The 22,153-nt window shown below is 57.2% G+C and carries 19 protein-coding genes; 9 read left to right on the top strand and 10 right to left on the bottom strand.

The window, feature by feature from the left end; all coding sequences use genetic code 11:
- Positions 1-21: 21 nt before the first annotated feature.
- From mnmA to W822_RS0123645, 7 genes are all read right to left on the bottom strand, one after another.
- Positions 22-1,140, bottom strand: a complete 1,119-nt coding sequence (gene mnmA, locus W822_RS36425; RefSeq protein ID WP_024005605.1) for a tRNA 2-thiouridine(34) synthase MnmA — start codon at positions 1,138-1,140, stop codon at positions 22-24.
- Between the two features lie 49 nt (positions 1,141-1,189).
- Positions 1,190-2,416, bottom strand: a complete 1,227-nt coding sequence (gene glcF, locus W822_RS36420) for a glycolate oxidase subunit GlcF (RefSeq protein WP_024005604.1) — start codon at positions 2,414-2,416, stop codon at positions 1,190-1,192.
- Between the two features lie 6 nt (positions 2,417-2,422).
- Positions 2,423-3,520, bottom strand: a complete 1,098-nt coding sequence (glcE, locus tag W822_RS36415; RefSeq protein WP_024005603.1) for a glycolate oxidase subunit GlcE — start codon at positions 3,518-3,520, stop codon at positions 2,423-2,425.
- A 7-nt stretch (positions 3,521-3,527) separates the two neighbouring features.
- The gene (locus W822_RS36410; RefSeq protein WP_024005602.1) at positions 3,528-5,033 is read right to left on the bottom strand and encodes an FAD-linked oxidase C-terminal domain-containing protein; all 1,506 of its coding nucleotides are present in this window, start codon (positions 5,031-5,033) and stop codon (positions 3,528-3,530) included.
- Between the two features lie 188 nt (positions 5,034-5,221).
- Entirely contained in the window at positions 5,222-6,295 is a 1,074-nt protein-coding gene (gene aroG / locus W822_RS36405) for a 3-deoxy-7-phosphoheptulonate synthase AroG (RefSeq protein WP_024005601.1), read from the bottom strand.
- Between the two features lie 360 nt (positions 6,296-6,655).
- Positions 6,656-8,113 (bottom strand): metalloprotease TldD, encoded by a 1,458-nt coding sequence (tldD, locus tag W822_RS36400; protein ID WP_024005600.1) that lies wholly within the window; start codon positions 8,111-8,113, stop codon positions 6,656-6,658.
- Positions 8,114-8,134: 21 nt separating this feature from the next.
- Complete coding sequence (locus W822_RS0123645) at positions 8,135-8,827, bottom strand: DUF4136 domain-containing protein (protein ID WP_051401746.1); 693 nt, start codon at positions 8,825-8,827, stop codon at positions 8,135-8,137.
- Positions 8,828-9,050: 223 nt separating this feature from the next.
- On the opposite strand from W822_RS0123645, the gene pepN reads away from it, so the two are divergent.
- Complete coding sequence (gene pepN, locus W822_RS36395) at positions 9,051-11,789, top strand: aminopeptidase N (RefSeq protein WP_024005598.1); 2,739 nt, start codon at positions 9,051-9,053, stop codon at positions 11,787-11,789.
- 21 nt (positions 11,790-11,810) lie between these two features.
- Positions 11,811-12,824: a class 1 fructose-bisphosphatase gene (locus W822_RS36390; RefSeq protein WP_024005597.1), complete on the top strand. Its 1,014-nt coding sequence runs from the start codon at positions 11,811-11,813 to the stop codon at positions 12,822-12,824.
- Here the strand turns inward: W822_RS36390 and W822_RS36385 are convergent.
- Positions 12,803-13,867, bottom strand: a complete 1,065-nt coding sequence (locus tag W822_RS36385) for an aldo/keto reductase (protein ID WP_024005596.1) — start codon at positions 13,865-13,867, stop codon at positions 12,803-12,805. The two genes, W822_RS36390 and W822_RS36385, sit on opposite strands and share 22 nt — an antisense overlap.
- Positions 13,868-13,972: 105 nt before the next feature.
- Here W822_RS36385 and W822_RS36380 point away from each other — a divergent pair, with 105 nt between their 5' ends.
- Positions 13,973-14,920, top strand: coding sequence for a LysR substrate-binding domain-containing protein (locus tag W822_RS36380; protein ID WP_024005595.1), 948 nt, complete (start codon positions 13,973-13,975; stop codon positions 14,918-14,920).
- A 95-nt stretch (positions 14,921-15,015) separates the two neighbouring features.
- Here the strand turns inward: W822_RS36380 and W822_RS36375 are convergent, their stop codons facing one another.
- Entirely contained in the window at positions 15,016-15,996 is a 981-nt protein-coding gene (locus tag W822_RS36375) for a quinone oxidoreductase family protein (RefSeq protein WP_024005594.1), read from the bottom strand.
- Positions 15,997-16,143: 147 nt separating this feature from the next.
- Here W822_RS36375 and W822_RS0123640 point away from each other — a divergent pair, with 147 nt between their 5' ends.
- A complete protein-coding gene (locus W822_RS0123640; RefSeq protein WP_024005593.1) occupies positions 16,144-16,749 on the top strand; it encodes a MarR family winged helix-turn-helix transcriptional regulator in 606 nt (201 codons plus the stop codon).
- A gap of 66 nt (positions 16,750-16,815) precedes the next feature.
- Here W822_RS0123640 and W822_RS36370 read toward each other — a convergent pair whose 3' ends face one another.
- Complete coding sequence (locus W822_RS36370) at positions 16,816-18,312, bottom strand: helicase HerA-like C-terminal domain-containing protein (RefSeq protein WP_024005592.1); 1,497 nt, start codon at positions 18,310-18,312, stop codon at positions 16,816-16,818.
- Positions 18,313-18,541: 229 nt separating this feature from the next.
- On the opposite strand from W822_RS36370, the gene W822_RS36365 reads away from it, so the two are divergent.
- From W822_RS36365 to rlmH, 5 genes are read left to right on the top strand one after another with little or no spacing between them, the layout of a single operon-like run.
- Positions 18,542-19,279 carry a YebC/PmpR family DNA-binding transcriptional regulator gene (locus W822_RS36365; RefSeq protein ID WP_024005591.1) on the top strand — a complete coding sequence of 246 codons (738 nt, stop codon included), beginning with the start codon at positions 18,542-18,544 and terminating at the stop codon, positions 19,277-19,279.
- Between the two features lie 8 nt (positions 19,280-19,287).
- Positions 19,288-20,571 (top strand): phosphoribosylamine--glycine ligase, encoded by a 1,284-nt coding sequence (purD, locus tag W822_RS36360; protein ID WP_024005590.1) that lies wholly within the window; start codon positions 19,288-19,290, stop codon positions 20,569-20,571.
- A complete protein-coding gene (gene nadD / locus W822_RS36355; protein WP_024005589.1) occupies positions 20,568-21,155 on the top strand; it encodes a nicotinate-nucleotide adenylyltransferase in 588 nt (195 codons plus the stop codon). The genes purD and nadD overlap by 4 nt, the downstream gene beginning before the upstream one ends.
- Positions 21,156-21,196: 41 nt before the next feature.
- Positions 21,197-21,601, top strand: coding sequence for a ribosome silencing factor (gene rsfS / locus W822_RS36350; RefSeq protein WP_024005588.1), 405 nt, complete (start codon positions 21,197-21,199; stop codon positions 21,599-21,601).
- Between the two features lie 7 nt (positions 21,602-21,608).
- Positions 21,609-22,079 carry a 23S rRNA (pseudouridine(1915)-N(3))-methyltransferase RlmH gene (gene rlmH, locus W822_RS36345; RefSeq protein ID WP_024005587.1) on the top strand — a complete coding sequence of 157 codons (471 nt, stop codon included), beginning with the start codon at positions 21,609-21,611 and terminating at the stop codon, positions 22,077-22,079.
- The last annotated feature ends 74 nt before the right edge of the window (positions 22,080-22,153 follow it).

Below are 22,153 nucleotides of genomic sequence, written 5' to 3'. Positions count from 1 at the left end.
CTGGCACGCAGTGCGCCAGGATCAGACGATAATGCCGCCGCCCAGGCAAATATCACCATCATAAAGAACACTGGACTGGCCGGGCGTGACGGCCCACTGCGCCTGAGTAAATCGCAAATGCAATTGCGCGGGAGTGTCTGGATGAACCAGCTCGCAGGCCGCATCTGCCTGACGATAGCGTGTTTTGGCACCGTAGCGCCCTACCGCCGGTGCGTGACCCGCTACCCAGCTGACATCGTCGGCCAGCACGTCATGCTGCAGCAACCAGGGATGGTCATGACCCGATACCACGTACAGAATATTATTTTTCAGGTCCTTGCGCGCCACATACCAGGCGTCGGCAACGCCATCATCATTCTGGCGGCCTTTGACCCCGCCAATGCCCAGGCCCTTGCGCTGGCCCAAAGTATAAAATGCCAGACCGTGATGCTCACCCACCTGCTGGCCGTCATCGGTCAGAATCGGGCCAGGGTTGGTCGGCAGATAGCGGTTGAGAAATTCGCGAAACGGCCGCTCGCCGATAAAGCAGATGCCGGTGGAGTCTTTTTTGGCCGCGTTGGGCAGGCCCAGTTTATGGGCAATTTGACGCACCTCGGTCTTGTCCATCTCGCCCAGCGGAAACAGGGCCTTGGACAATTGCGCCTGATTGAGGCGATGCAGGAAGTAGCTTTGGTCTTTGCTGGCGTCGCGCCCTTTGAGTAATTGATAGGCGGTGGCGCCCTCCTGCTGCACGGCGCGTACGCGGGCATAATGCCCGGTGGCAATATAATCGGCCCCCAGGGTCAGGGCGTGATCCAGAAAGGCCTTGAACTTGATTTCCGCGTTACAGAGCACGTCTGGATTGGGCGTGCGCCCGGCCGAGTACTCCCGAAGAAATTCGGAAAAGACACGGTCCTTATAATCGGCCGAAAAATTGACGGCCTCGATGTCAACCCCCACCAGATCGGCAACGCTGGCGGCGTCCAGCCAGTCCTGGCGGGTCGAGCAGTATTCGGAATCGTCGTCGTCTTCCCAGTTTTTCATGAAAAGACCGACCACATCGTAGCCCTGCTCTTTGAGCAGCCAGGCGCTGACCGACGAGTCGACGCCGCCCGACATGCCGACCACGACACGAGGTTTTACAGAAGTTTGTTCAGTCATGGGCGACATTTTACCGCCCCGGCTGTAAAAACGGGGGAATCCGGGCGATCTAGGCGCTTAATGCCTCATCCACCACTTCCACCCAGTGGCGCACCGGGGTGGGCGTGCCCGTTTGCAGATGGGACATGCAACCCATATTGGAGGTAATAATGACCTCGGGCTGGGCCTGGTCGATCGCGGCAAGCTTGCGGTCGCGCAGTCCCGTGGCGATCTGCGGCTGCAAAACGGAATACGTGCCGGCCGATCCGCAGCACAGATTGGCCTCCCCGAACGCCTTGAGGCCAAATCCCAGTTCTGCAAGCATGGACTCAGTCAGGGGTCGCAGGCCCTGCCAGTGCTGCAGCGTGCAGGGCGGGTGAAACGCCACCCGCTGTGGTAACGGCTTTTTGAACCTGGCTTTCAGACGGGCCGCTTCGGGTGCGATCAATTCTGCAATATCTTTGACATGCTGAACCAGGTAACGGGCTTTTTGCGCATACTCAGGCTCATTGCGAAGGTAAAACGGGTACTCCTTGACGAAGGCACCACAGCCCGATGCATTCATAATAATGGCTTCCACCTCACCCGATTCCAGCAGCGGAACCCAGGCGTCGATATTGCTTTTCATTTGGGCGACACTGTTCTGCACCTTGTCCAGGTGGAAATTGACGGCACCACAACACGTCTGGCGAGAGATATCGACCGATGAAATGCCGGCCGCGTCCAATACCCGGATAGTAGCGGCATCGATGGACGGCATCAGCGCGGGCTGCACGCAACCGAGCGGCACCAGCACCCGGCGCTCGTGCCGGGTCTTGGGAATGGAGCCTGCGGGCCTGGATTCGGGCAGCTTGGCGGCCAGCGTGGCCGGCATGAAGGAGCGCAGCATGCGACCCAGTTTAACCGCCGGCGCAAAGGCTGAAGAGTTCAGCCCCGCCGCCAGCAGCGTACGACGCAGGCGATCCGTCGGCGTGCGCGGTACTCTGTCGGCCACCAGCTCACGCCCGATGTCCACCAGGTGTCCGTATTGCACCCCCGAGGGACAGGTGGTCTCGCAGTTGTGACAGGTCAGACACTGGTCCAGATGTTTCTGGGTAATGCTGGTGGGCTGGGCACCTTCGACAATTTCCTTGATCAGATAAATACGGCCGCGCGGGCTGTCGCGCTCGTCTCCGAGTATCTGATAGCTGGGACAGGTGGCCGAACAGAAACCGCAATGCACACATTTGCGCAGAATCGCATCGACTTCTTCGCCATAGCTGCTGTTTTTCGCCCAGTCGGCTAAATTGGTCTGCATGATACGTTAAATGTTCCTGAGTAACCGGTTCGAATAAAAAGTGCCCAGCGGATCAAGATTGCTCTTGAGACGGCGGGTAATACCGGCAACGCCATCACTCAACGGGTGAAATACGCCGTCGGCCGGCTGGCTGGTACCTGCGCCGGCACGAAACAGCGTGGCATGACCGCCACGCTGGGCTGCCGCATGACGGATATTGGTCACATCACTGACCTGACGCAGCCAGCGCTGCGCACCCCCCCACTCCACCAGCGGCATCGATTCATTCACGGGGTCGGCGAGCGGCGGCACACAGATTCGCCAGACCGTGTCGCTGAAGAACGGATGGGTATGTTCTCTTAACGAATGCCAGAGTGCCTGCGCCTGCGCCTCCTCGACAAGCTCGCCCCCCAGGACCTGGCGCGCCTGTTTGACGGCAGGCTCGGCGCCCGATACGCGCACATACAGCGCACCGTCCTGGGTATCATCCTGCGGGATCCACGATGCCGCGCTGATGCCCAGCGCCCGCGCCTGCCATTGTGCAAAACACTCAAATGCTTCACGCAAGGTGCAGTGACGCAGCAGCGTAATATTCGCGATCGACTTGGGAAGCACCTTGAAAGACACCTCCAGGATCGGACCAAACACCCCCATGGAGCCGGTCAGCAGACGCGACATGTCAAATCCCGCCACGTTCTTCATGACGGTGCCGCCAAAATGCAGTTCCTGTCCTTCGGCATTCATCAAGACTGTGCCCAGCACAAAATCACTGGCGCCACCCGCAGCCATGCGCCCCGGTCCTGCCAGGCCGGTTGCAATGGCGCCGCCAATCGTCGCCGCGTCGCCGAAATGCGGGGGCTCCCACGCCAGCCGCTGATTCTGTTCGTCAAGAACAGCTTCGATATCGCTTAGCAAGGTGCCGCAACGCGCGGTCATCACCAGTTCTGACGGTTCATAACTGCAGATGCCCGCGTAGGGGGTAACATCCAGCTCCACCAGCTGGTCGCTATGAGTGATGGCGTTGCCATAAAAAGCCTTGGTGCCCCCCCCGCGGATCACAATCTGCTTGCGCCCGGCCACAGCCGCCGCAATCTGTTCGGTCAGATCTTCTTTGATAAATTTCATATGCAATCTAGAAACGTTCGATGTCCGGGAAGGCAATCTGACCGCCATGTACATGCATGCGGCCATATTCGGCGCAGCGGTTCAGGGTCGGTATCTGTTTGGTCGGATTAAGCAGCATGTCGGGGTCAAAGGCTTTTTTGAGCGCACTAAACGCATCCAGCTCTTCACGCGAAAACTGCGAGCACATCTGGTTGATTTTCTCCAGCCCGACGCCATGCTCACCGGTCACCGTGCCGCCTACCCGGATGCACAGTTCAAGAATGTCGGCACCGAAATCCTCGGCACGGCGGACCGAGTCGGGATCGTTGGCGTCAAACAGAATCAGCGGATGCAAATTGCCATCGCCGGCATGAAAGACATTGGCACAGCCCAACTGGTACTTTTCTTCCATCTTGACCATTTCGCCCAGCACATGAGCCAGCTGGCTTTTGGGAATCGTGCCATCCATACAATAGTAATCGGGCGATACCCGGCCTGCCGCTGGAAACGCATTCTTGCGTCCGGCCCAGAAACGCAGGCGTTCCTGCTCTGACTGCGAAACCTGCAGGCGCGTGGCCCCGCAATCGGAAAAGACTTTTTCCATGCGACCGATCTCGTCCTGCACTTCGGCCTCGGTACCATCGGACTCACATAGCAAAATGGCTTCCGCCTCCAGGTCGTAGCCGGCGTTCACGAAAGGCTCGACCATATGGGTCGCACGCTTGTCCATCATTTCCAGGCCGGCGGGAATGATGCCCGAGCCGATGATGTTTTTGACCGCAACGCCCGCCGCCTCGACCGATGCAAAACTGGCCATGACGACACGGGCCAGTTGCGGCTTGGGAATGAGCTTGACTTTCACTTCGGTCACAATGCCGAGCATGCCTTCGGAACCGATGAAAGCGGGCAACAGGTTCAGGCCGGGCGCGTCAGGCGCATCGGCCCCCAGTTCAACGATATCGCCATCGATGGTGACGATGCGCAAACGAATGACGTTGTGTACCGTCAGGCCATATTTCAGGCAATGCACACCACCGGCATTCTCTGCAATGTTGCCGCCGATCGAACAGGCAATCTGGCTGGACGGATCCGGGGCGTAGTACAGATCGTACGCGGCCGCCGCTTCCGAGACGGCCAGATTGCGCACGCCCGGTTCAACAATGGCCGTTGCGGCCTGCGCATCAATGCGCTTGATCCGGTTCAGCTTGGAGACGCCCAGCAGCACGCCCTGCGAATGGGGCGTGGCGCCGCCCGACAGGCCGGTACCCGCACCTCGCGGCACGACGGGCACACTGAATTTCTTGCATGTTTTCAGGACATGAATGATTTGCTCTTCGTTTTCCGGAAGCACGACCAGTCCCGGCATGGCCTTGAACAGTGTCAGGCCATCGCATTCGAATGGCTTCTTTTCTTCGGGACGGGACAACACACAGTGCGCCGGCAGACCACGATGCAGTTCGGCAATCAGTTCAGAAAAATCTGTTGCGCTTTCTGCAGCCTGCGATGCATGTTGCAACTCGGCACTCACATCCATGACAACCCTTTTTTTGGACTTCAGTATAAACACTAAAGTATACTCCGCCGGCCCAAATACAAAAGCGTGATTAACCCTAATGATTGTTCACTCGCGCGATAAAGCAAAATGACATCGGGGCACATAATGGCCCCGATACATGCAACTGAAAAAGGCGCGCGGACACGTTGTCCGCGACATTGACCGGATCAGGTATTGATGTCTGTTTTCTGTTCCCGACGGGTACGCACCGCCTGGGCCAGCCGTTCCAGCACCTGCACTGAGGTATCCCAGCCGATGCAGCCATCGGTGATACTCTGGCCGTAAGTCAGCTCGACACCTTCTTTCAGATCCTGGCGTCCGGCAACCAGGTGGCTTTCGATCATGACACCGCAAATGCGATGGTCGCCCGCTTCGATCTGGCGTGACACATCGTCAATCACCAGAGGCTGATTCTCATATTTTTTGTTGCTGTTGGCGTGGCTTGCATCAATCATGATGCGACTGGGCAAACCGGCCTTGGACAACTGCTCGGACATAATGTTGATATTTTCGGCATCATAATTGGGTGCTTTGCCGCCGCGCAGGATGACATGACAATCGTCATTACCCGTGGTGGAGACGATGGCCGAATGCCCGCCTTTGGTGACGGACAGAAAATGATGAGGCTGTGATGCTGCGTTGATCGCGTCAATTGCAATCTTGATATTGCCATCGGTTCCGTTCTTGAAGCCTACCGGGCAGGACAGGCCTGAAGCCAGCTCACGATGCACCTGGCTTTCGGTAGTACGTGCACCGATTGCGCCCCACGACACCAGGTCAGCAATATATTGCGGTGTGATCATATCAAGGAATTCGCAGCCGGCCGGCACGCCATGCTCATTGACTTCGAGCAGCAATTCGCGAGCCAGTCGCACGCCCTTGTTAATATTGAAACTGCCGTCCAGGTCCGGATCATTGATCAATCCTTTCCAGCCCACGGTCGTACGCGGCTTTTCGAAATAAACTCGCATGACGATTTCCAGATCCTCGCTGAAACGGTCACGTTGTTCCTTCAGACGTTTGACATATTCGCGGGCAGCAGCCGGATCGTGAATCGAGCATGGACCGATAATGACCACCAGCCGATCATCGCGCGCGTGCAAAATACGATGGATGGCCTCGCGGGTATCGTGCACCAGACTGGACACCTGAGTGGAACAGGTAAATTCACGCATTAGATGGGACGGCGGACTCAGTTCTTTAATTTCTCGGATACGTAAATCATCAGTATTGTAGGACACGGAAAACTCCAGGTAGATCGTTAATCAATGGGTCGAATCGGCAAACCAGTCCGCTGCGCCCTGCAGTGCCGGAAAACAAAAAAGGCCACCAGATATTGGCGGCCTTTTGATGTTTTGTAGCTTCTTGCAGCTTTCGCTAAGTACGCAACGTCCTTTCCTCCGCCTATCGCGTCGAAAATGTAAAATAAAAATAGAAAAAAACGTGGCTGACTTGTTTCATAAAGGCAATCCTAGCACAGCTTTTTGCGCAGCAACATATCTAGCCGGGGCAAATTGAAAAATATTTCCAGACTGTGCCAGCCCCGCCACACATTGCTGCCCAGTCAGACAGCATGCAGGCGGGAACCGTCAACCACTTGCTCAGGCCGTTCCGCCGACGGTCAGGCCGTCCATGCGGATGGTCGGCATGCCAACCCCGACCGGCACGCTCTGGCCTTCCTTGCCACACGTGCCCACACCGGAGTCCAGCGCCAGATCATCGCCGATCATGGACACTTTATTCATGGCATCGGGGCCGTTGCCGATGAGCGTGGCACCCTTGACCGGATAAGTAATGCGCCCGTTTTCGATCATATAGGCTTCGCTGGCCGAAAAAACGAACTTGCCGCTGGTAATGTCCACCTGTCCGCCCCCGAAATTGACGGCGTACAGACCTTTTTTCACGGAACTGATGATGTCCTGGGGATGATGATCGCCGCCCAGCATAAAAGTATTGGTCATGCGCGGCATGGGCAGATGCGCATACGATTCGCGACGGCCGTTGCCGGTGACTCTGGTCTTCATCAGGCGGGCGTTGAGCGAATCCTGCATGTAGCCGCGCAAAATACCATCTTCGATCAGCACGTTGCGCTGCGTAGCGTTGCCTTCATCATCAACATTCAACGAGCCGCGCCGATCCTTGATCGTGCCGTCATCAATCACCGTGACCCCTTTTGAGGCCACGCGTTCTCCGATACGATCAGAAAAGATGCTGGAACCCTTGCGGTTGAAGTCACCTTCCAGGCCATGGCCGACCGCTTCGTGCAGCAGAATGCCGGGCCAGCCGGACCCCAGCACAACCGTCATTTCACCGGCGGGCGCATCGCGCGCCTCCAGATTGGTCAGAGCTTCATGAACGGCTTTGTCCACATATTCCTGCAACAAATCATCGGAGAAATAGTTCAGACCCAGCCGCCCGCCGCCACCGCCATGGCCCATTTCGCGCCGGCCATTACGCTCGACGATGACCGTCACGGACAGGCGCACCAGCGGGCGGATATCGGCAGCCAGCCGACCATCGCTGCCCACGATCATGACCACATCGTATTCGGAACCCAGTCCGGCCATAACCTGAATGACATGCGGGTCTTTGGCACGAGCAAGGGTTTCGACGCGGCCCAGCAAGGCGACTTTCTCGGTGGCCGGCATACCGGCAATCGGATCATCCTGGCCGTACAGATCGTGCGAACGGTTTTTGCCGTTGCCCACTACTTTCATGCGCCCTTCGCCCTGGCGCGCAATCGCCTTGACCGTGGCGGCCGATTCCATGAGGGCTTCCGGAGACAGCTTATCCGAATAGGCGAAAGCAGTTTTTTCGCCGGCCAGCGCCCGCACCCCTACCCCCTGGGAAATGGAAAAGCTGCCGGTCTTGACAATACCCTCTTCCAGGCTCCAGCTTTCGCTGCGCGTGTACTGAAAATACAGGTCGGCATAATCGACCTTGTGCGTGAAAATTTCGGCCAGCGCAGCTGCCATATGGTTTTCATTCAGATCCCACGGGTCCAGCAGCAGGGATTTTGCCGTTGCAACGGCCTGAAGATCGGATTCGATAGGTTTCATGTATGGATGTCTTTTAATCTTTTAAGGTTTCTTTATTGTAACGGGAGGCGCTGCGCCGGCCACATTACCTTTGTTGCGTTCAAACTCGACGGTGCGTACCCGGCCATTGCTGCCCGGGAACTGGTCAAACACGGATGCGGCCAGGTAAGGCATGACTTCGGGCAGACTGCGCTCACGCGAGTCAGCTACGGCGCTGGCGCGGAAAACTTCATTGCCATTCTGCTGCCTGTCGCGGATATAAACTGTCAGCGAGTAGCGGTTGTACGGCACGGGAACGGTCTGATAACGCGGCGCCATGGCAAACCCGACGCTGCTGTAAAACGGATTACCGTAATAGCCATAAGGGAAGCCCATGCCCAGACCGAAAGTCGGGTAAACATCATAATTGCCGGTTTCGCGCGTCACCAGTTGCTGTCGTACTTCGGTGCCTGTGGCAAAGCCCACTTCAAAACGGGCAGACTGTCGTCCCAGGGCTTCGGTCAGGCCGGTACGGAACATATTGTTGCGAATGTATCCCACGTACGTTGCCTGCTCCAGATTGCCCGCGCCACGATCGACAAACCGGTAATGCTGCCCGGCGGCACTCGCGGGCCATTGCTGAAATGACGTGACCTGCGTGGTAAATTCACTCGTTGTGGAGCAGGCGGTCAATGCCAACAGAAATAAACCAGTCAGCCCGACCCTCAAAAAACGGGGCTGTTGCAGATTTCGCATGCTTCTTTCTCCTGCCAAACACACCATGACCATTCACCGCTTCGCGCCGCCTGACATGCGCCGCAAACTGTACTTCAATTTTGACACAATTCCCCTTTTAAGGTTCCAATTTACGGTGAGCCTCTATAATTAACATAATATAAACGAATTGCCGTTTTTCAAGTGAACCGCGCCCGCCTTGCGGGGGTTCGCCTCCCGTTCACCAGCATTACAGTGACTGCCCATGCCTACCGACTCCCCCGAAAAAGATAACCATACCGTTTATCGCAAAGATTACCAGCCGTACCCCTTCAGTCTGGATGCCGTGGCGCTGGATTTTGAACTGGACGAAACCCGCACGGTCGTGAACTCAACGCTCACGTTCACCAGCAAAGACGCGGCACCGGCAGACCTGGTGCTTAACGCCGAAGACATCACGCTGGATGCCCTGCACCTGAATGGCCAGGCACTTGCCGCTGATACGTATACGCTGAGTGACACGCAATTGGTCATTCCGCAACTGAGCGGCTCATTCAAGGTGCAGGTTCGCACCGTCATTGATCCCTCGGCCAATTCGCTTTTCATGGGGCTGTACAAATCGGGCAGCGGCTTTTTTACCCAATGCGAAGCGGAAGGCTTTCGCCGTATTACCTATTTCCCTGACCGCCCCGATGTCATGAGTATCTATACGGTGACCCTGTCGGGCGACAAGGAAAAATACCCGTATCTGCTTTCCAACGGCAATCTGGTGTCATCACAGGATCTGCCCGATGGTCGCCATCAAGTCGTATGGCACGACCCATTTCATAAACCCAGCTATCTGTTCGCCCTGGTCGCAGGCGATTTCGATATCCGCGAAAAGACCGTCCAGACCCGCAATGGGCGTGACGTTTTGCTGCAAATATACAGCGACAAGGGCAGCCGCGACAAAACAGAATGGGCGCTCGCTTCGCTGGAGCGTTCACTGGTGTGGGACGAGAAACGCTTTGGCCTGGAGCTGGATCTGGATCGCTTCATGATTGTTGCCGTGCGCGATTTCAATATGGGCGCAATGGAAAACAAAGGCCTGAATATTTTCAATGCCGGTTATGTGCTGGCCGATCCCGACACCGCGACCGACGCCAATTTTTCCGCCGTCGAAGCCGTCATCGGACACGAGTATTTCCATAACTGGACTGGTAACCGCGTGACATGCCGCGACTGGTTTCAATTAAGCCTGAAGGAAGGCCTGACCGTTTTCCGCGACCAGGAATTTACCGCAGACATGATGGCCGCCGGCCTGGACGACCAGGCGGCAGCCAGTGCGCGCGCGGTCAAGCGGATTGACGACGTAAGCGTGCTGCGCGCCGGCCAGTTCCCCGAAGATGCCGGCCCGATGGCTCACCCGATCCGTCCCGACAGCTACGAATCCATCGGCAACTTCTACACCGCGACTGTTTATGAAAAAGGCGCCGAAGTCATTCGCATGCAGCATACCCTGCTGGGCGAGGCTGGCTTTCGCGATGGCATGGACGAATACTTCCGCCGCCACGACGGACAGGCCGTGACCTGCGACGACTTTGTCAACGCCATGGAATATGTCTACGAAAAATCGCACCCCCAGCGCGATCTGTCAGTTTTCCGCCGCTGGTATTCCCAGGCCGGCACACCCCGCGTCAAAGTGACAATGCAACACGATGCTTCTCAGCACACCGTCACCTTGACCCTTGCGCAGACGACACCGCTGGTCGGTATCGAAAAAATCCGCAAGGATTTTGTGAAAAAGCCATTTCATATTCCGTTTGCCATTGGTCTGCTCTCTGCCAACGGACAGGCACTGGCGCTGCACGAAGCCGATGCAGACACCCAGGACCAGAGCAAACAGCAAAATGGAGGTGAACATACCCGCCTGCTGGAGCTGACTGCCGAGCAGCAGTCCTGGACCTTTACCGGCATTGCCGATAAACCCGTCCCATCACTGTTGCGTAATTTTTCTGCGCCGGTCATTGTGCAATATGACTGGACGGCTGACGAGCTGGCCGTGCTGGCCAAATCCGATCCCAATCCTTTCGCCCGCTGGGAGGCCGGTCAGGCGCTGGCGACCCGGGAAATATTGGGTATCACCCAGGCCCTGAAACAGGGAACGTCCGCCGGTTTGTCCGATGTGTTCGTCGAAGTCTGGAAAAACAATCTGCTGGACGCCGGCCTGGATGCCGGTTACCGCGCGCGTCTACTGACCCTGCCCTCGGAAAAATTCCTGGCCGAGCATATGGACCCGATCGAACCGGTATGGCTGGCCAAGGCCCGTCACACGGTTCGTGAAAGCCTGGGCCTGGCGGCGGCCAGTGAATGGACTGGTGCATTGCAAGGCAACGACACCCCTGGCGAATATCGGCCCGACCCTATCAGTGCAGGCAGACGCAGCCTGAAGAACCTGGCCCTGTCATTCCTGATGGCAGCGGGTGATCAGGCGGCCTGCCAACAGGCGCTGCAGCAATATCAGGCTGCGCACAATATGACCGACTGCATGGGTGCCCTTGGCGCTATTGTCAATTATCATCATGGCGATAAACGCCAGGAAGCCATTGCCGATTTCTATGAAAAATGGCAACACAATCCGCTGGTGATCGATAAATGGTTCGCCCTGCAGGCGACGGCCGCCGACACCCGCACCGACACCATTCGCGGGCTGATGGCGCACCCGGCCTTTTCCCTGCGCAATCCCAATCGCGCCCGCTCGCTGATATTCCAGTTCTGCATGAACAACGCCGAAGGCTTCCATAGCGAAGATGGCGCCGGGTATCGCCTGTGGACGGAAATGGTGCTGGCGCTCGATAGTATCAATCCGGAAGTGGCCTCGCGTCTGGCGCGGGTCATGGACAACTGGGCGCGCTATACTCCTGCATCGAAATCACAAATGAAATCCTCGCTTGAACAGGTCCGCAATCATGAAGGCCTGTCCAGCAATGTCAGCGAGATTGTTTCCAAAGCCTTGCGAATTTAATACTCTTTTTGCGGAGACACTATGTCACGAAAAACCCTTACCCAGTATCTGGTTGAGCAACAGCGCAACAACAACGCGATCGAGGCGGAAGTCCGCCTCCTGGTGGAAGTTGTGTCGCGCGCCTGCAAAGCCATCAGCCATGCCGTCAGCAAAGGCGCGCTGGGTGGCGTACTGGGAAGCCTGGAAAGCGAAAACGTCCAGGGCGAAGTACAGAAAAAACTTGACGTCATGTCAAATGAAATTCTGCTGGAAGCCAACGAATGGGGCGGCCACCTGGCGGGCATGGCATCGGAAGAAATGGAAACCATCCATCACATCCCGAATCGCTACCCCAAAGGCGAATATCTGTTGTTGTTTGATCCCCTGGACGGATCATCCAATATTGATGTGAACGTCTCCATCGGAACAATTTTCTCGGTCCTGAAAGCACCGGGCGACATCTCGGGGCGTGAAGTCACCGAACAGGATTTTCTGCAACCAGGCAGCCAGCAGGTCGTGGCCGGCTACGCCGTCTATGGCCCGCAAACCATGCTGGTGCTGACCATTGGCAACGGTGTGATGGGTTTCACACTGGACCGCGAACTGGGCAGCTGGGTGCTGACGCATGAAAACATGCGCGTTCCCGAAGACACCAAGGAATTTTCGATCAATATGTCCAATATGCGGCACTGGGCGCCCGAAATGCGACAGTACATTGAAGACTGCCTGGCCGGCTCCACCGGCCCCCTGGGCAAGGACTACAACATGCGCTGGATCGCCTCCATGGTAGCCGACGTACATCGCATCATGACCCGTGGCGGCATTTTCATGTATCCCTGGGATGCCCGCGATCCGAAGAAGCCGGGCAAGTTGCGTCTCATGTATGAAGCCAACCCCATGAGCTTCATCATCGAGCAGGCTGGTGGCATGGCGACCGATTCGGTCAATCGCATTATGGACGTCCAGCCGACCGAACTGCACCAGCGGGTCGGCGTGGTACTGGGCTCGAAAAACGAAGTTGCGCGGGTCAAAGATTACTGCGCCGGATCAAAATAATTTAAGCGAATCGCATCAATCTGTTCCAGAATCTGGCTGTCCAGCGTCAATCCGCTGACAGCCAGATTTTCTTTGAGCTGCTCGGGTGTACGCACGCCGATGATGGTGCTGGCAACCTGCCATTTGGTATAGCAGAAAGCCAATGCCAGCTGTACCGGCGTCAGACCGTGTGTTCGTGCCAGGGCGTTGTATTTACGCGCAGCTTCCAGCGCATCCGCACGTCCCCAACGCTGCTTGCGCACCGACTCAAACTTCGCGATACGCGCCTCCTGTGGCGCAAGCGGGCCGGTCAGGCCCGAGACGTCGTACTTGCCGGTAAGCAGGCCGAATGCCAGGGGTGAATAAGCCAGCAGCGACACATGCAGGTGATGGCAAAGTTCATCCAACCCATTTTCATACGAACGGTTCAACAGGCAATAGGCATTCTGAACGGTTGCTACCCGTGGCAGATTTTCTGCCTGCGCAATACGCACAAATTCGCTCACGCCATAGGGCGTTTCATTGGACAGGCCGATATAGCGGATTTTGCCGGACTGCACCAGTTGCGACATGGCCTGCAGTTGCTCATCAATACTGCTTTGCTCGGGATTGGTTTTTTCCGGATCAAAATAGCGATTGCCGAAAGCAGGCACGGGCCGGGTCGGCCAGTGAATCTGATAAAGGTCAATGTAATCGGTCTGCAAGCGCCGCAGACTGCCTTCGCACGAACGTATGATATCCTGCGCCCGCATCCCCTTGCCTTCGCGAATCCACGGCATGCCCCGCGACGGGCCGGCCACTTTGGTGGCCAGGATCAGGGATTGGCGCTGGCCGGGATGGCGGGCGAACCAGTTGCCCAGTATCGTCTCGGTCGCCCCGAAGGTTTCGGCCCGGGCAGGCACCGCGTACATTTCGGCCGTATCCAGAAAATTGACGCCATGCGCCACGGCCTGGTCCAGAATTTCAAATGCAATGGGTTCGCTCACCTGTTCACCGAAGGTCATGGTGCCCAGACAAATATCGGTTACTTCCAGATCACTCTTTCCCAGCTTGACTTTCTGCATGACTATCCTTAGAAAATAAGAGAACAGCGTCGATTGTAATGCAGTTGACTGCATCAAATATTTTGAACATATAATCAGAACGTCTAACGTTGATTGATCAGGATCATGAACCCGCCGCCCACCAGAGAAATCCACCAGGTGCTCACCCCCGAAACCATCCAGATGTTGGTACTGATTGCCGAAAAAGGCAGTTTCGCCGCCGCCGCGCGCGAGCTGAACCTCGTGCCCAGCGCCCTGACCTATCGCGTGCGACAGGTTGAAGATGCCCTTGATGTATTGTTGTTCGATCGCAAGTCCAGGCACGCAGTACTTACGCCGGCGGGCAGTGAACTGATCGACGAAGGACGCCAGTTGCTGGTATCGGTGGAGCAGATCGCGCATCGTGTAAAACGGATTGCCACCGGATGGGAACCATTATTAACGATTAGTGCAGACACCATCGTCTCACGCAAAGTGCTGTTCGAGTTATGTGAAAAATTTTTTGCCCTGAACGTGCCGACGCAGTTGCGCATTCGCGAAGAGGTACTGGACGGCACCTGGGAAACCCTGATCGCCGGTCATGCGGATCTGGCCATCGGCGTCAGCAGCACCTTGCAAAGCACCGATATTCTGTCGCTGCCGCTCAATAAAATTTCATTTGTGTTTGTTGTCTCACCCGATCATCCACTGGCAACGGCACCAGAACCGCTGGAAGAACAACAGATCGCCCAATACCAGTCGGTAGCGGCAGCCGATTCGGCCAGATATGCACGGCGTATTTCATATGGAATTCAGGCCACGCAGCGCGTCTTTACCGTGCCCAACCTGCACGCCAAAGTACTGGCGCACCGCATGGGACTGGGCTGCGGCTTTCTGCCCTACTCGCATGCCAAGCCCTATCTGGATACCGGCGAGCTGATTGTCAAAAAAGTGGCCGCCTGCCCGCGCGTCGTGCAAAGCAACTATGCCTGGCGCAAGCCGTCTCATGGCCGCACGCTGGGTAATGGTCTGCAATGGTGGCTGAATGAATTGAATGACAGTGACACGCGTCAGGCGCTGATGGCCGATGAATAGCGGCAAGCCACGCCAGCTACTGCCCGCCCGTAACCTGCCTTGACCGGGTATGTCATGCAGGCGACCGGCTGTTCTGCCGCGCCGCCTGCATCTTATCAGTCAAGCGTAATGACTGTCGCGCCGGTTGTCTTGCGCGAAGCCAGCGCCTGGTGCGCCTCGCCTGCGTCTTCCAGGCTGTAGCGCTGGTCAATTTGCACTTTGATTTTCTTTCTGCGGATCATATCGAATAACTCGTCAGATGCGGCTTTGAGTTTTTCCGGCGTATCCACATGCGGGCCCAGTGTCGGCCGGGTCACATACAATGCGCCCTTGCTGGCCAGAATACCCAGATTCACACCGGTCACGGCACCTGACGCATTTCCGAAGCTGACCATCAGGCCGCGCGGTTGCAGGCAATCCAGGGAACGCTCCCAGGTGTCCTTGCCAACCCCGTCATACACCACCGGCACTTTCCTGCCATTGGTCAGCGCCAGGACACGCTCAACGACGTCTTCCTTGCTATAGTCGATGGTCGCCCAGGCGCCGTGCGACAGGGCAAGGTCCGATTTCTCGGGACTGGAGACAGTACCGATAAGCTTGACGCCAAGCGCCCGGGCCCACTGGCAGGCAATCAGGCCCACGCCACCGGCGGCCGCATGAAACAGAATGGTCTCGGTTCCCTGCAGGCGATAGGTCTGGCGGAACAGATATTGCACTGTCAGCCCCTTGAGCATAACCGCGGCCGCTTCGTCAAACGACAGAAAATCGGGGATCGCCAACACATTTGCGGCAGGTACATTGCGCACCTCGGCATAGGCGCCGATCGGACTTTGGCCGTAAGCCACGCGGTCGCCTTTTTTCAGATGCGTGATCCGGCTGCCCACGGCCTGCACAATCCCTGCACCTTCAAAACCCAGGCCATGCGGCAAAGGTTGCTGGTACAGACCGGTGCGGTAATAAATATCAATGAAATTGAGGCCGATCGCCTTCTGTGCAATCTGCACTTCGTTATCGGCCGGCGCCCCTACCTCTTCAGAAATCACTTTCATGACGCCTACATCGCCATGTTCGTTGATCTGTACTTTTCTTGATAACATTGTCACCCCACCCTCCTGAGTTGTCGGCATAAATCACGATGAATAAAACAGATTAGTGTATTTAAGACGATACGCTGTATTAAATCAACGGAGTCAGTTAAAATAATTATAATGATACAGTCAAAATCTGCTTAGGCAGTAATTAAAATGAATACAGGCAATCCACCCTTAACCTCTGCCGACGACGCGCAGAATCCCGAGATCTCATCCAGTGCGATCAGCGAAGCCTGTGGCCCCTTGTATACCAATGCTGCAAACAACAAAGGGTTGAAAAACATCGGCTATCTGATCCGGCTGAACAATCATTCGATTTCACAGATGATTGATGCCGAAATGGAACCCCTGGGGCTCACCGCCTCGCAATGGCACCCCATTGTCATTATCGGCCTGGGCAAGGCCAACACGCCCGCTGGCGTCGCTCGCACCGCAGAAGTCGATACGGGCGCTATGACCCGCACGCTGGACCGCCTGGAGAAAAAGGGGTTTCTCAAACGCCATCGCTCAACCCATGACCGGCGCGTGGTACAACTTGAACTCACGGAAAAAGGCCACACCGTGACAGAAAAGCTCATGCCCGCCGTCTCGCGCGCGCTCAATGCCCACCTCAAGGGGTTTACCGAGGAAGAGACGACGCTCTTGATCAGCTTTCTGCAGCGCATGCAACAAAACGGCAATCCTGAAGCCTATCAGCGCTTACTCAAAGAAATTGAGCTCAATCCGGAGTGCAATATCTCCAGCCGCAGCGGCGACTAGAACGACCACGCTGTGCCCCTGTGCCCTGGCCCCGCACCTCACAGCGGGGCCTGCAGGATCAGGACACTAGCGCTTTTTACCGACCAGTGAACCCAGTACACCGCGGATCAACTGCCGGGCAGCGCCACGCACATAGCTTTTGGCCACCTGTTGCACCACGCCATCGCGACGCCCACCACGTGGGCCGGTCGAACCGATCATCAAATCCTTCACCATACCCAGAATGCCTTCATCGCCAGCCTGGGCTGGCGCGGTTTTGGCACCGTCCTGTTCTGTATTTTTTGTCTCGGCCCGCTTTGCCAGTACTTCGAATGCCGACTCCCGATCGACAATCTTGTCGTATTTGCCGCCAAAGGGTGACTGGTTGCGCAGCGCCTGGCGTTCGGCGTCTGTGGCCGGTCCGATCCGGCTGGCAGGCGGCAGCACCCAGCCGCGCTGGGTGACGCTGGGACTGCCCTTGGCATCGAGAAACGACAGCAGCGCCTCTCCGACACCCAGCTCGGCAATCGCCTGGGTAATATCGAGGTCGGGATTGGGCCGCATGGTTTCCGCCGCCGTTTTGACCGCGCGCTGATCCCGCGGCGTAAACGCGCGCAAGGCGTGCTGCACCCGATTGCCCAGCTGACCCAATACCGTATCGGGAATATCTAGCGGATTCTGGGTCACGAAAAACACGCCCACGCCTTTGGAGCGCACCAGACGCACAATCTGCTCAATTTTTTGCAGCAGCGCCGCCGGTGCGTCGGTAAAGAGCAAGTGCGCTTCATCAAAGAAAAACACCAGGCGTGGTTGTTCGGGGTCGCCGATTTCGGGCAGGGCTTCGTAAATTTCGGCCAGCAGCCATAACAGGAAAACCGCGTACAACTTGGGCGCCTGCATCAGACGGTCTGCCGCCAGAATATTGACAACACCCTGGCCGTTGGCATCTGTGCGGATCAGATCGTGGATATCCAGCATGGGTTCGCCAAAAAAATGATCGGCCCCCTGCGACTCCAGTTGCAATAACGCGCGCTGGATCGCACCCACCGTCGCCGTCGATACATTGCCATAGTTCTGGCGCAATTCCGATGCACGGTCGGCCACGTTTTGCAACATGGCGCGCAAATCCTTCATATCAAGCAGCAGTTGTCCTTCGTCATCGGCCACTTTGAACACCAGGTTCAGCACACCCGTCTGCGTGTCGTTCAGATCCAGCATGCGCGACAGCAGCAAGGGCCCCATATCCGATACGGTTGCGCGCACCGGGTGGCCCTGTTCACCGAAGACATCCCACAAAACCGTGGGCGCCGCTCCCCATGAGGGTGTCGGCAAATTATATTTCTGCAGGCGCTCCTGCAATTTGGGGCTATCGGCGCCTGCCTGCGAAATACCGGTCAGGTCGCCCTTGACATCCGCCATGAAGACGGGCGTGCCGATACGGGAAAAGGCCTGGGCCAGGACCTGCAGCGTGACGGTTTTGCCGGTGCCTGTAGCGCCCGTGATACACCCGTGGCGATTCGCCATTTTGGGCAGGATGACCACGTCTTGCTGGCCACTTTTTGCAATGAGTATCGGATCTGCCATATCTGTTCCTTTTGTATCGTTCGCGCCAAATGAGTGCGTTGCCGCGCCGGTTCACAACACAGTCGGGCCGGGCAATGCGCGCGCCCCGATTCAAAACAGGGAGCATGCGAGAAGACCATGGCCCCGGTGCCAGGTTGGTAAAACGACGTAGCCAAGCCGTATTCTATAAAAGTTTGTGACGGTTCAGGGTAAAATTCTTTATTTCAGTACTTCAAGAGTCAATCAAACCATGGCAGGTCACAGTAAATGGGCAAATATCCAGCACCGTAAGGGTCGCCAGGATGCCAAGCGTGGAAAAATCTGGACAAAAATCATTCGTGAGATCACGGTCGCCGCAAGAGCCGGCGGCCCTGACCCGGATGCGAATCCAGCCTTGCGCCTGGCCTGGGACAAGGCTACTGCCGCCAATATGCCCAAGGACAATATTCAGCGCGCCATTACCCGCGGCGCAGGCGGCGCAGACGGTGAAAATTACGAATCCATCCGTTACGAAGGCTATGGCATCAGCGGCGCGGCGGTCATTGTCGACTGCATGACCGACAATCGGACCCGTACCGTTTCCGATGTACGCCATGCCCTGACCAAACACGGTGGCAATCTGGGCCAGGACGGTTCAGTCAGCTTTATGTTCAAGCATTGCGGACAATTCATTTTCAGCCCCGATTATGCCGAGGACCAGATCATCGAAGTGGCGCTGGACGCCGGGGCCGAGGACGTCGTGACCGACGAAGAAGGACTGATCGAAGTGCTGTGCGAGCCATCCGTTTTTTCCGATGTACGCGCCGCCTTTGAAAAAGCCGGGCTCAAGCCCGAAATGGAAGGCGTCATCATGAAGCCGCTGAACGAAACCGAACTGACCGGCGATGACGCACGCAAGATGCAGAAAATCCTGGATCAGCTCGAAAGCCTGGATGACGTGCAGGAGGTCTATACCACCGCTGTCTTCAATGAAACCGAAGAAGGATAAAACACCCCATGAAGGCACTTGTCATTGGTAACGGCGGGCGTGAACACGCCATCGCCTGGCGCCTGGCGCAGTCTCCGCGTATTTCAACCGTCTTTGTCGCACCCGGCAACGGTGGCACCGCCACCGACCCGGCGCTCACCAGCCTGCCGCTGTCCGATCTGCAGGAACTGGCGCAATTTGCGCAAGATGAACAGATCGAGCTCACCGTGGTCGGACCGGAAGCCCCTCTGGCCGCTGGTGCCGTCGATCTTTTCCGCAGCAAGGGATTGCCCGTATTCGGGCCCACCCAGGCTGCCGCACAACTGGAAAGCTCCAAGGATTTTGCCAAAGCGTTCATGCAGCGACACGGTATTCCTACTGCGGCCTATGCCACCTTTACCGACCCGCAGGCGGCCCATGACTATATTCGCAGCCAGGGCGCGCCCATTGTGGTCAAGGCCGACGGCCTGGCCGCCGGCAAGGGCGTCGTTGTCGCAATGACCGAAGTCGAAGCGCATGACGCGGTCGACAGCATGCTGGGCGACGGCTCGCTGGGTAGCGCGGGCGCCCGCGTCGTGATTGAGGCCTGCCTGGAAGGCGAGGAAGCCAGTTTCATCGTCATGTGCGACGGCAACCACGTTCTGCCCATGGCCAGCAGCCAGGACCACAAGCGCCAGCTGGACGGCGACAAAGGGCCCAATACGGGGGGCATGGGCGCCTATTCGCCCGCGCCCATCGTGAGCGAGATGCTGCACCAACGCATCATGGACGAAGTCATCTGGCCCACCATTCGCGGCATGGCCAGCGATGGCATTGAATACACCGGCTTTTTATATGCCGGCGTCATGATCGGCGAGGGACCCGACGCAACCCGGCCCATCAAAGTGCTGGAATTTAACTGCCGCATGGGCGACCCCGAAACCCAGCCCATCATGATGCGCATCCGCAACGATTTTTCAGAAGTCGTGCAGCACGCCATCGCCGGAACACTTGATCAGGCCAGCATCGACTGGGACCCCCGCACGGCGCTGGGCGTCGTCATGGCTTCGCACAACTATCCGGGCACTCCCCGCACCGGCGACGCCATTACCCACATTCCCGATGCCACGCCAGACTGCGTGACTTTTCATGCGGGCACCCGGCTGCAGGACGGTGTTCTGCAAACCTCGGGGGGTCGCGTACTGTGCGTGACGGCCCTGGGCGAGACGCCGGCGGCAGCCCGCAGCATTGCCTATCAGGCCATTGATGCCATTCAATTTGACGGCAGCCAGTATCGCAAGGATATCGGCTGGCGTGCCCTGAAGCAGGCATGAGAAAAATAGGACTCCTGGGCGGCAGTTTCAATCCCGTGCATATGGCGCACCTGTCCATGGCCAGAACCGCCCTGCGCGCACTCAATCTGGATGAAGTACAGCTCATTCCTGCCGGCAACCCCTGGCAGAAGCAGCCGCTACGTATCAGTGGCGCCCAGCGCATGCAAATGCTGGCGCTGGCTATCCGCGATGAACCAGGCATCGTCATCAACGACACTGAAATCAACCGCGACGGCGCCACCTACACAATTGATACGTTAAGAGGCCTGCCCGGCGACGCCAAATACTACTGGCTGCTGGGTACTGACCAGCTCAACAATTTCTGCACCTGGCAGAACTGGCAGGAAATCACCAACTATGTGACGCTGACCGTTGCCTGGCGCACCGGCTACCCCTTGCATATTCCCACGGAACTGGATGCGCTCTTGCGCCAGGACGGCAAGGGCCTGATTACATTGCCCTTCAAAGCCATGGACATTTCGTCGACCGAGATCCGCAGCCGTATCGCGCAGGGTCAGGATGTGTCGGCATTTGTTCCCGCGCCCGTTCTGGATTACATTAATACTCACGGACTATACCGTTAACAGGCTATGCCTCGTTCACTGAACCGGAAACTCTCTTACTTATGAATATACAAAAACTGCAACGTCTGGTCATCGACGCGCTGGAAGATGTGAAAGCCCAGGACATCCGGGTATTTAACACCACTCATTTGACCAGCCTGTTTGACCGGGTTGTGATTGCCAGCGGGACGTCCAACCGCCAGACGCGCGCGCTGGCCAGCAGCGTAGTCAACGCGGCCAGAGCGCACAAAATCCCCATTATTGCGCTGGAGGGCGAGGAGTCAGGCGAATGGGTCCTGGTCGATATCGGCGATATCGTCATTCACTGCATGCAACCGGCCATTCGCCAATACTACAACCTGGAAGCGGTCTGGGGTGATAAGCCGGTTCGCGTCAGATTGCTGGATCAGTCAAAAGGCCCTGCCATGCAAGGCCTCGCCATGGACGACGACAACACAGACGAGTAAATCGCTCATGAAGCTTCATGTCATCGCTGTCGGCACCCGCATGCCCGAATGGGTCAATACCGCCTGGAAAGACTATTCCAAGCGGATGCCGGCCGACTGCATGATTGAACTGCGGGAAATCAAGCCAGAACCCAGAACATCAGGCAAAACCCCGGCACAAATGATGGAGGCCGAAGCGCGCCGCATTCAGGCCGCCCTGACGCCCAATACTATTGTCATCGCACTCGATGAACACGGACGTGATCTCACCACGGTGGAGCTATCGCAACGGCTGGAAGGCTGGCGCGGTCAGGGTCAGGACGTCGCCTTTCTGATCGGCGGCCCCGACGGCCTGGATGCCTCGCTCAAACAACGCAGCGCCGGCCTGATTCGTCTGTCGTCCCTGACCCTGCCCCATCCCATGGTACGCATCGTTCTGGCAGAACAGCTTTACCGCGCCTGGGCCATTCTGACCAATCACCCCTATCATCGTGCCTGAGATACCGATGCATGGCATGACTTATTTTCGATCATGACAGCGACTTTCCAAACCCGCTACACGCCAACTGCCGC

Source organism: Advenella kashmirensis W13003 (assembly GCF_000506985.1).
GTDB lineage: Bacteria > Pseudomonadota > Gammaproteobacteria > Burkholderiales > Burkholderiaceae_B > Advenella > Advenella kashmirensis_A.
The sequence above is the reverse complement of the archived record's forward strand: the minus strand, read 5'-3'. Positions and strand labels throughout refer to the sequence as shown.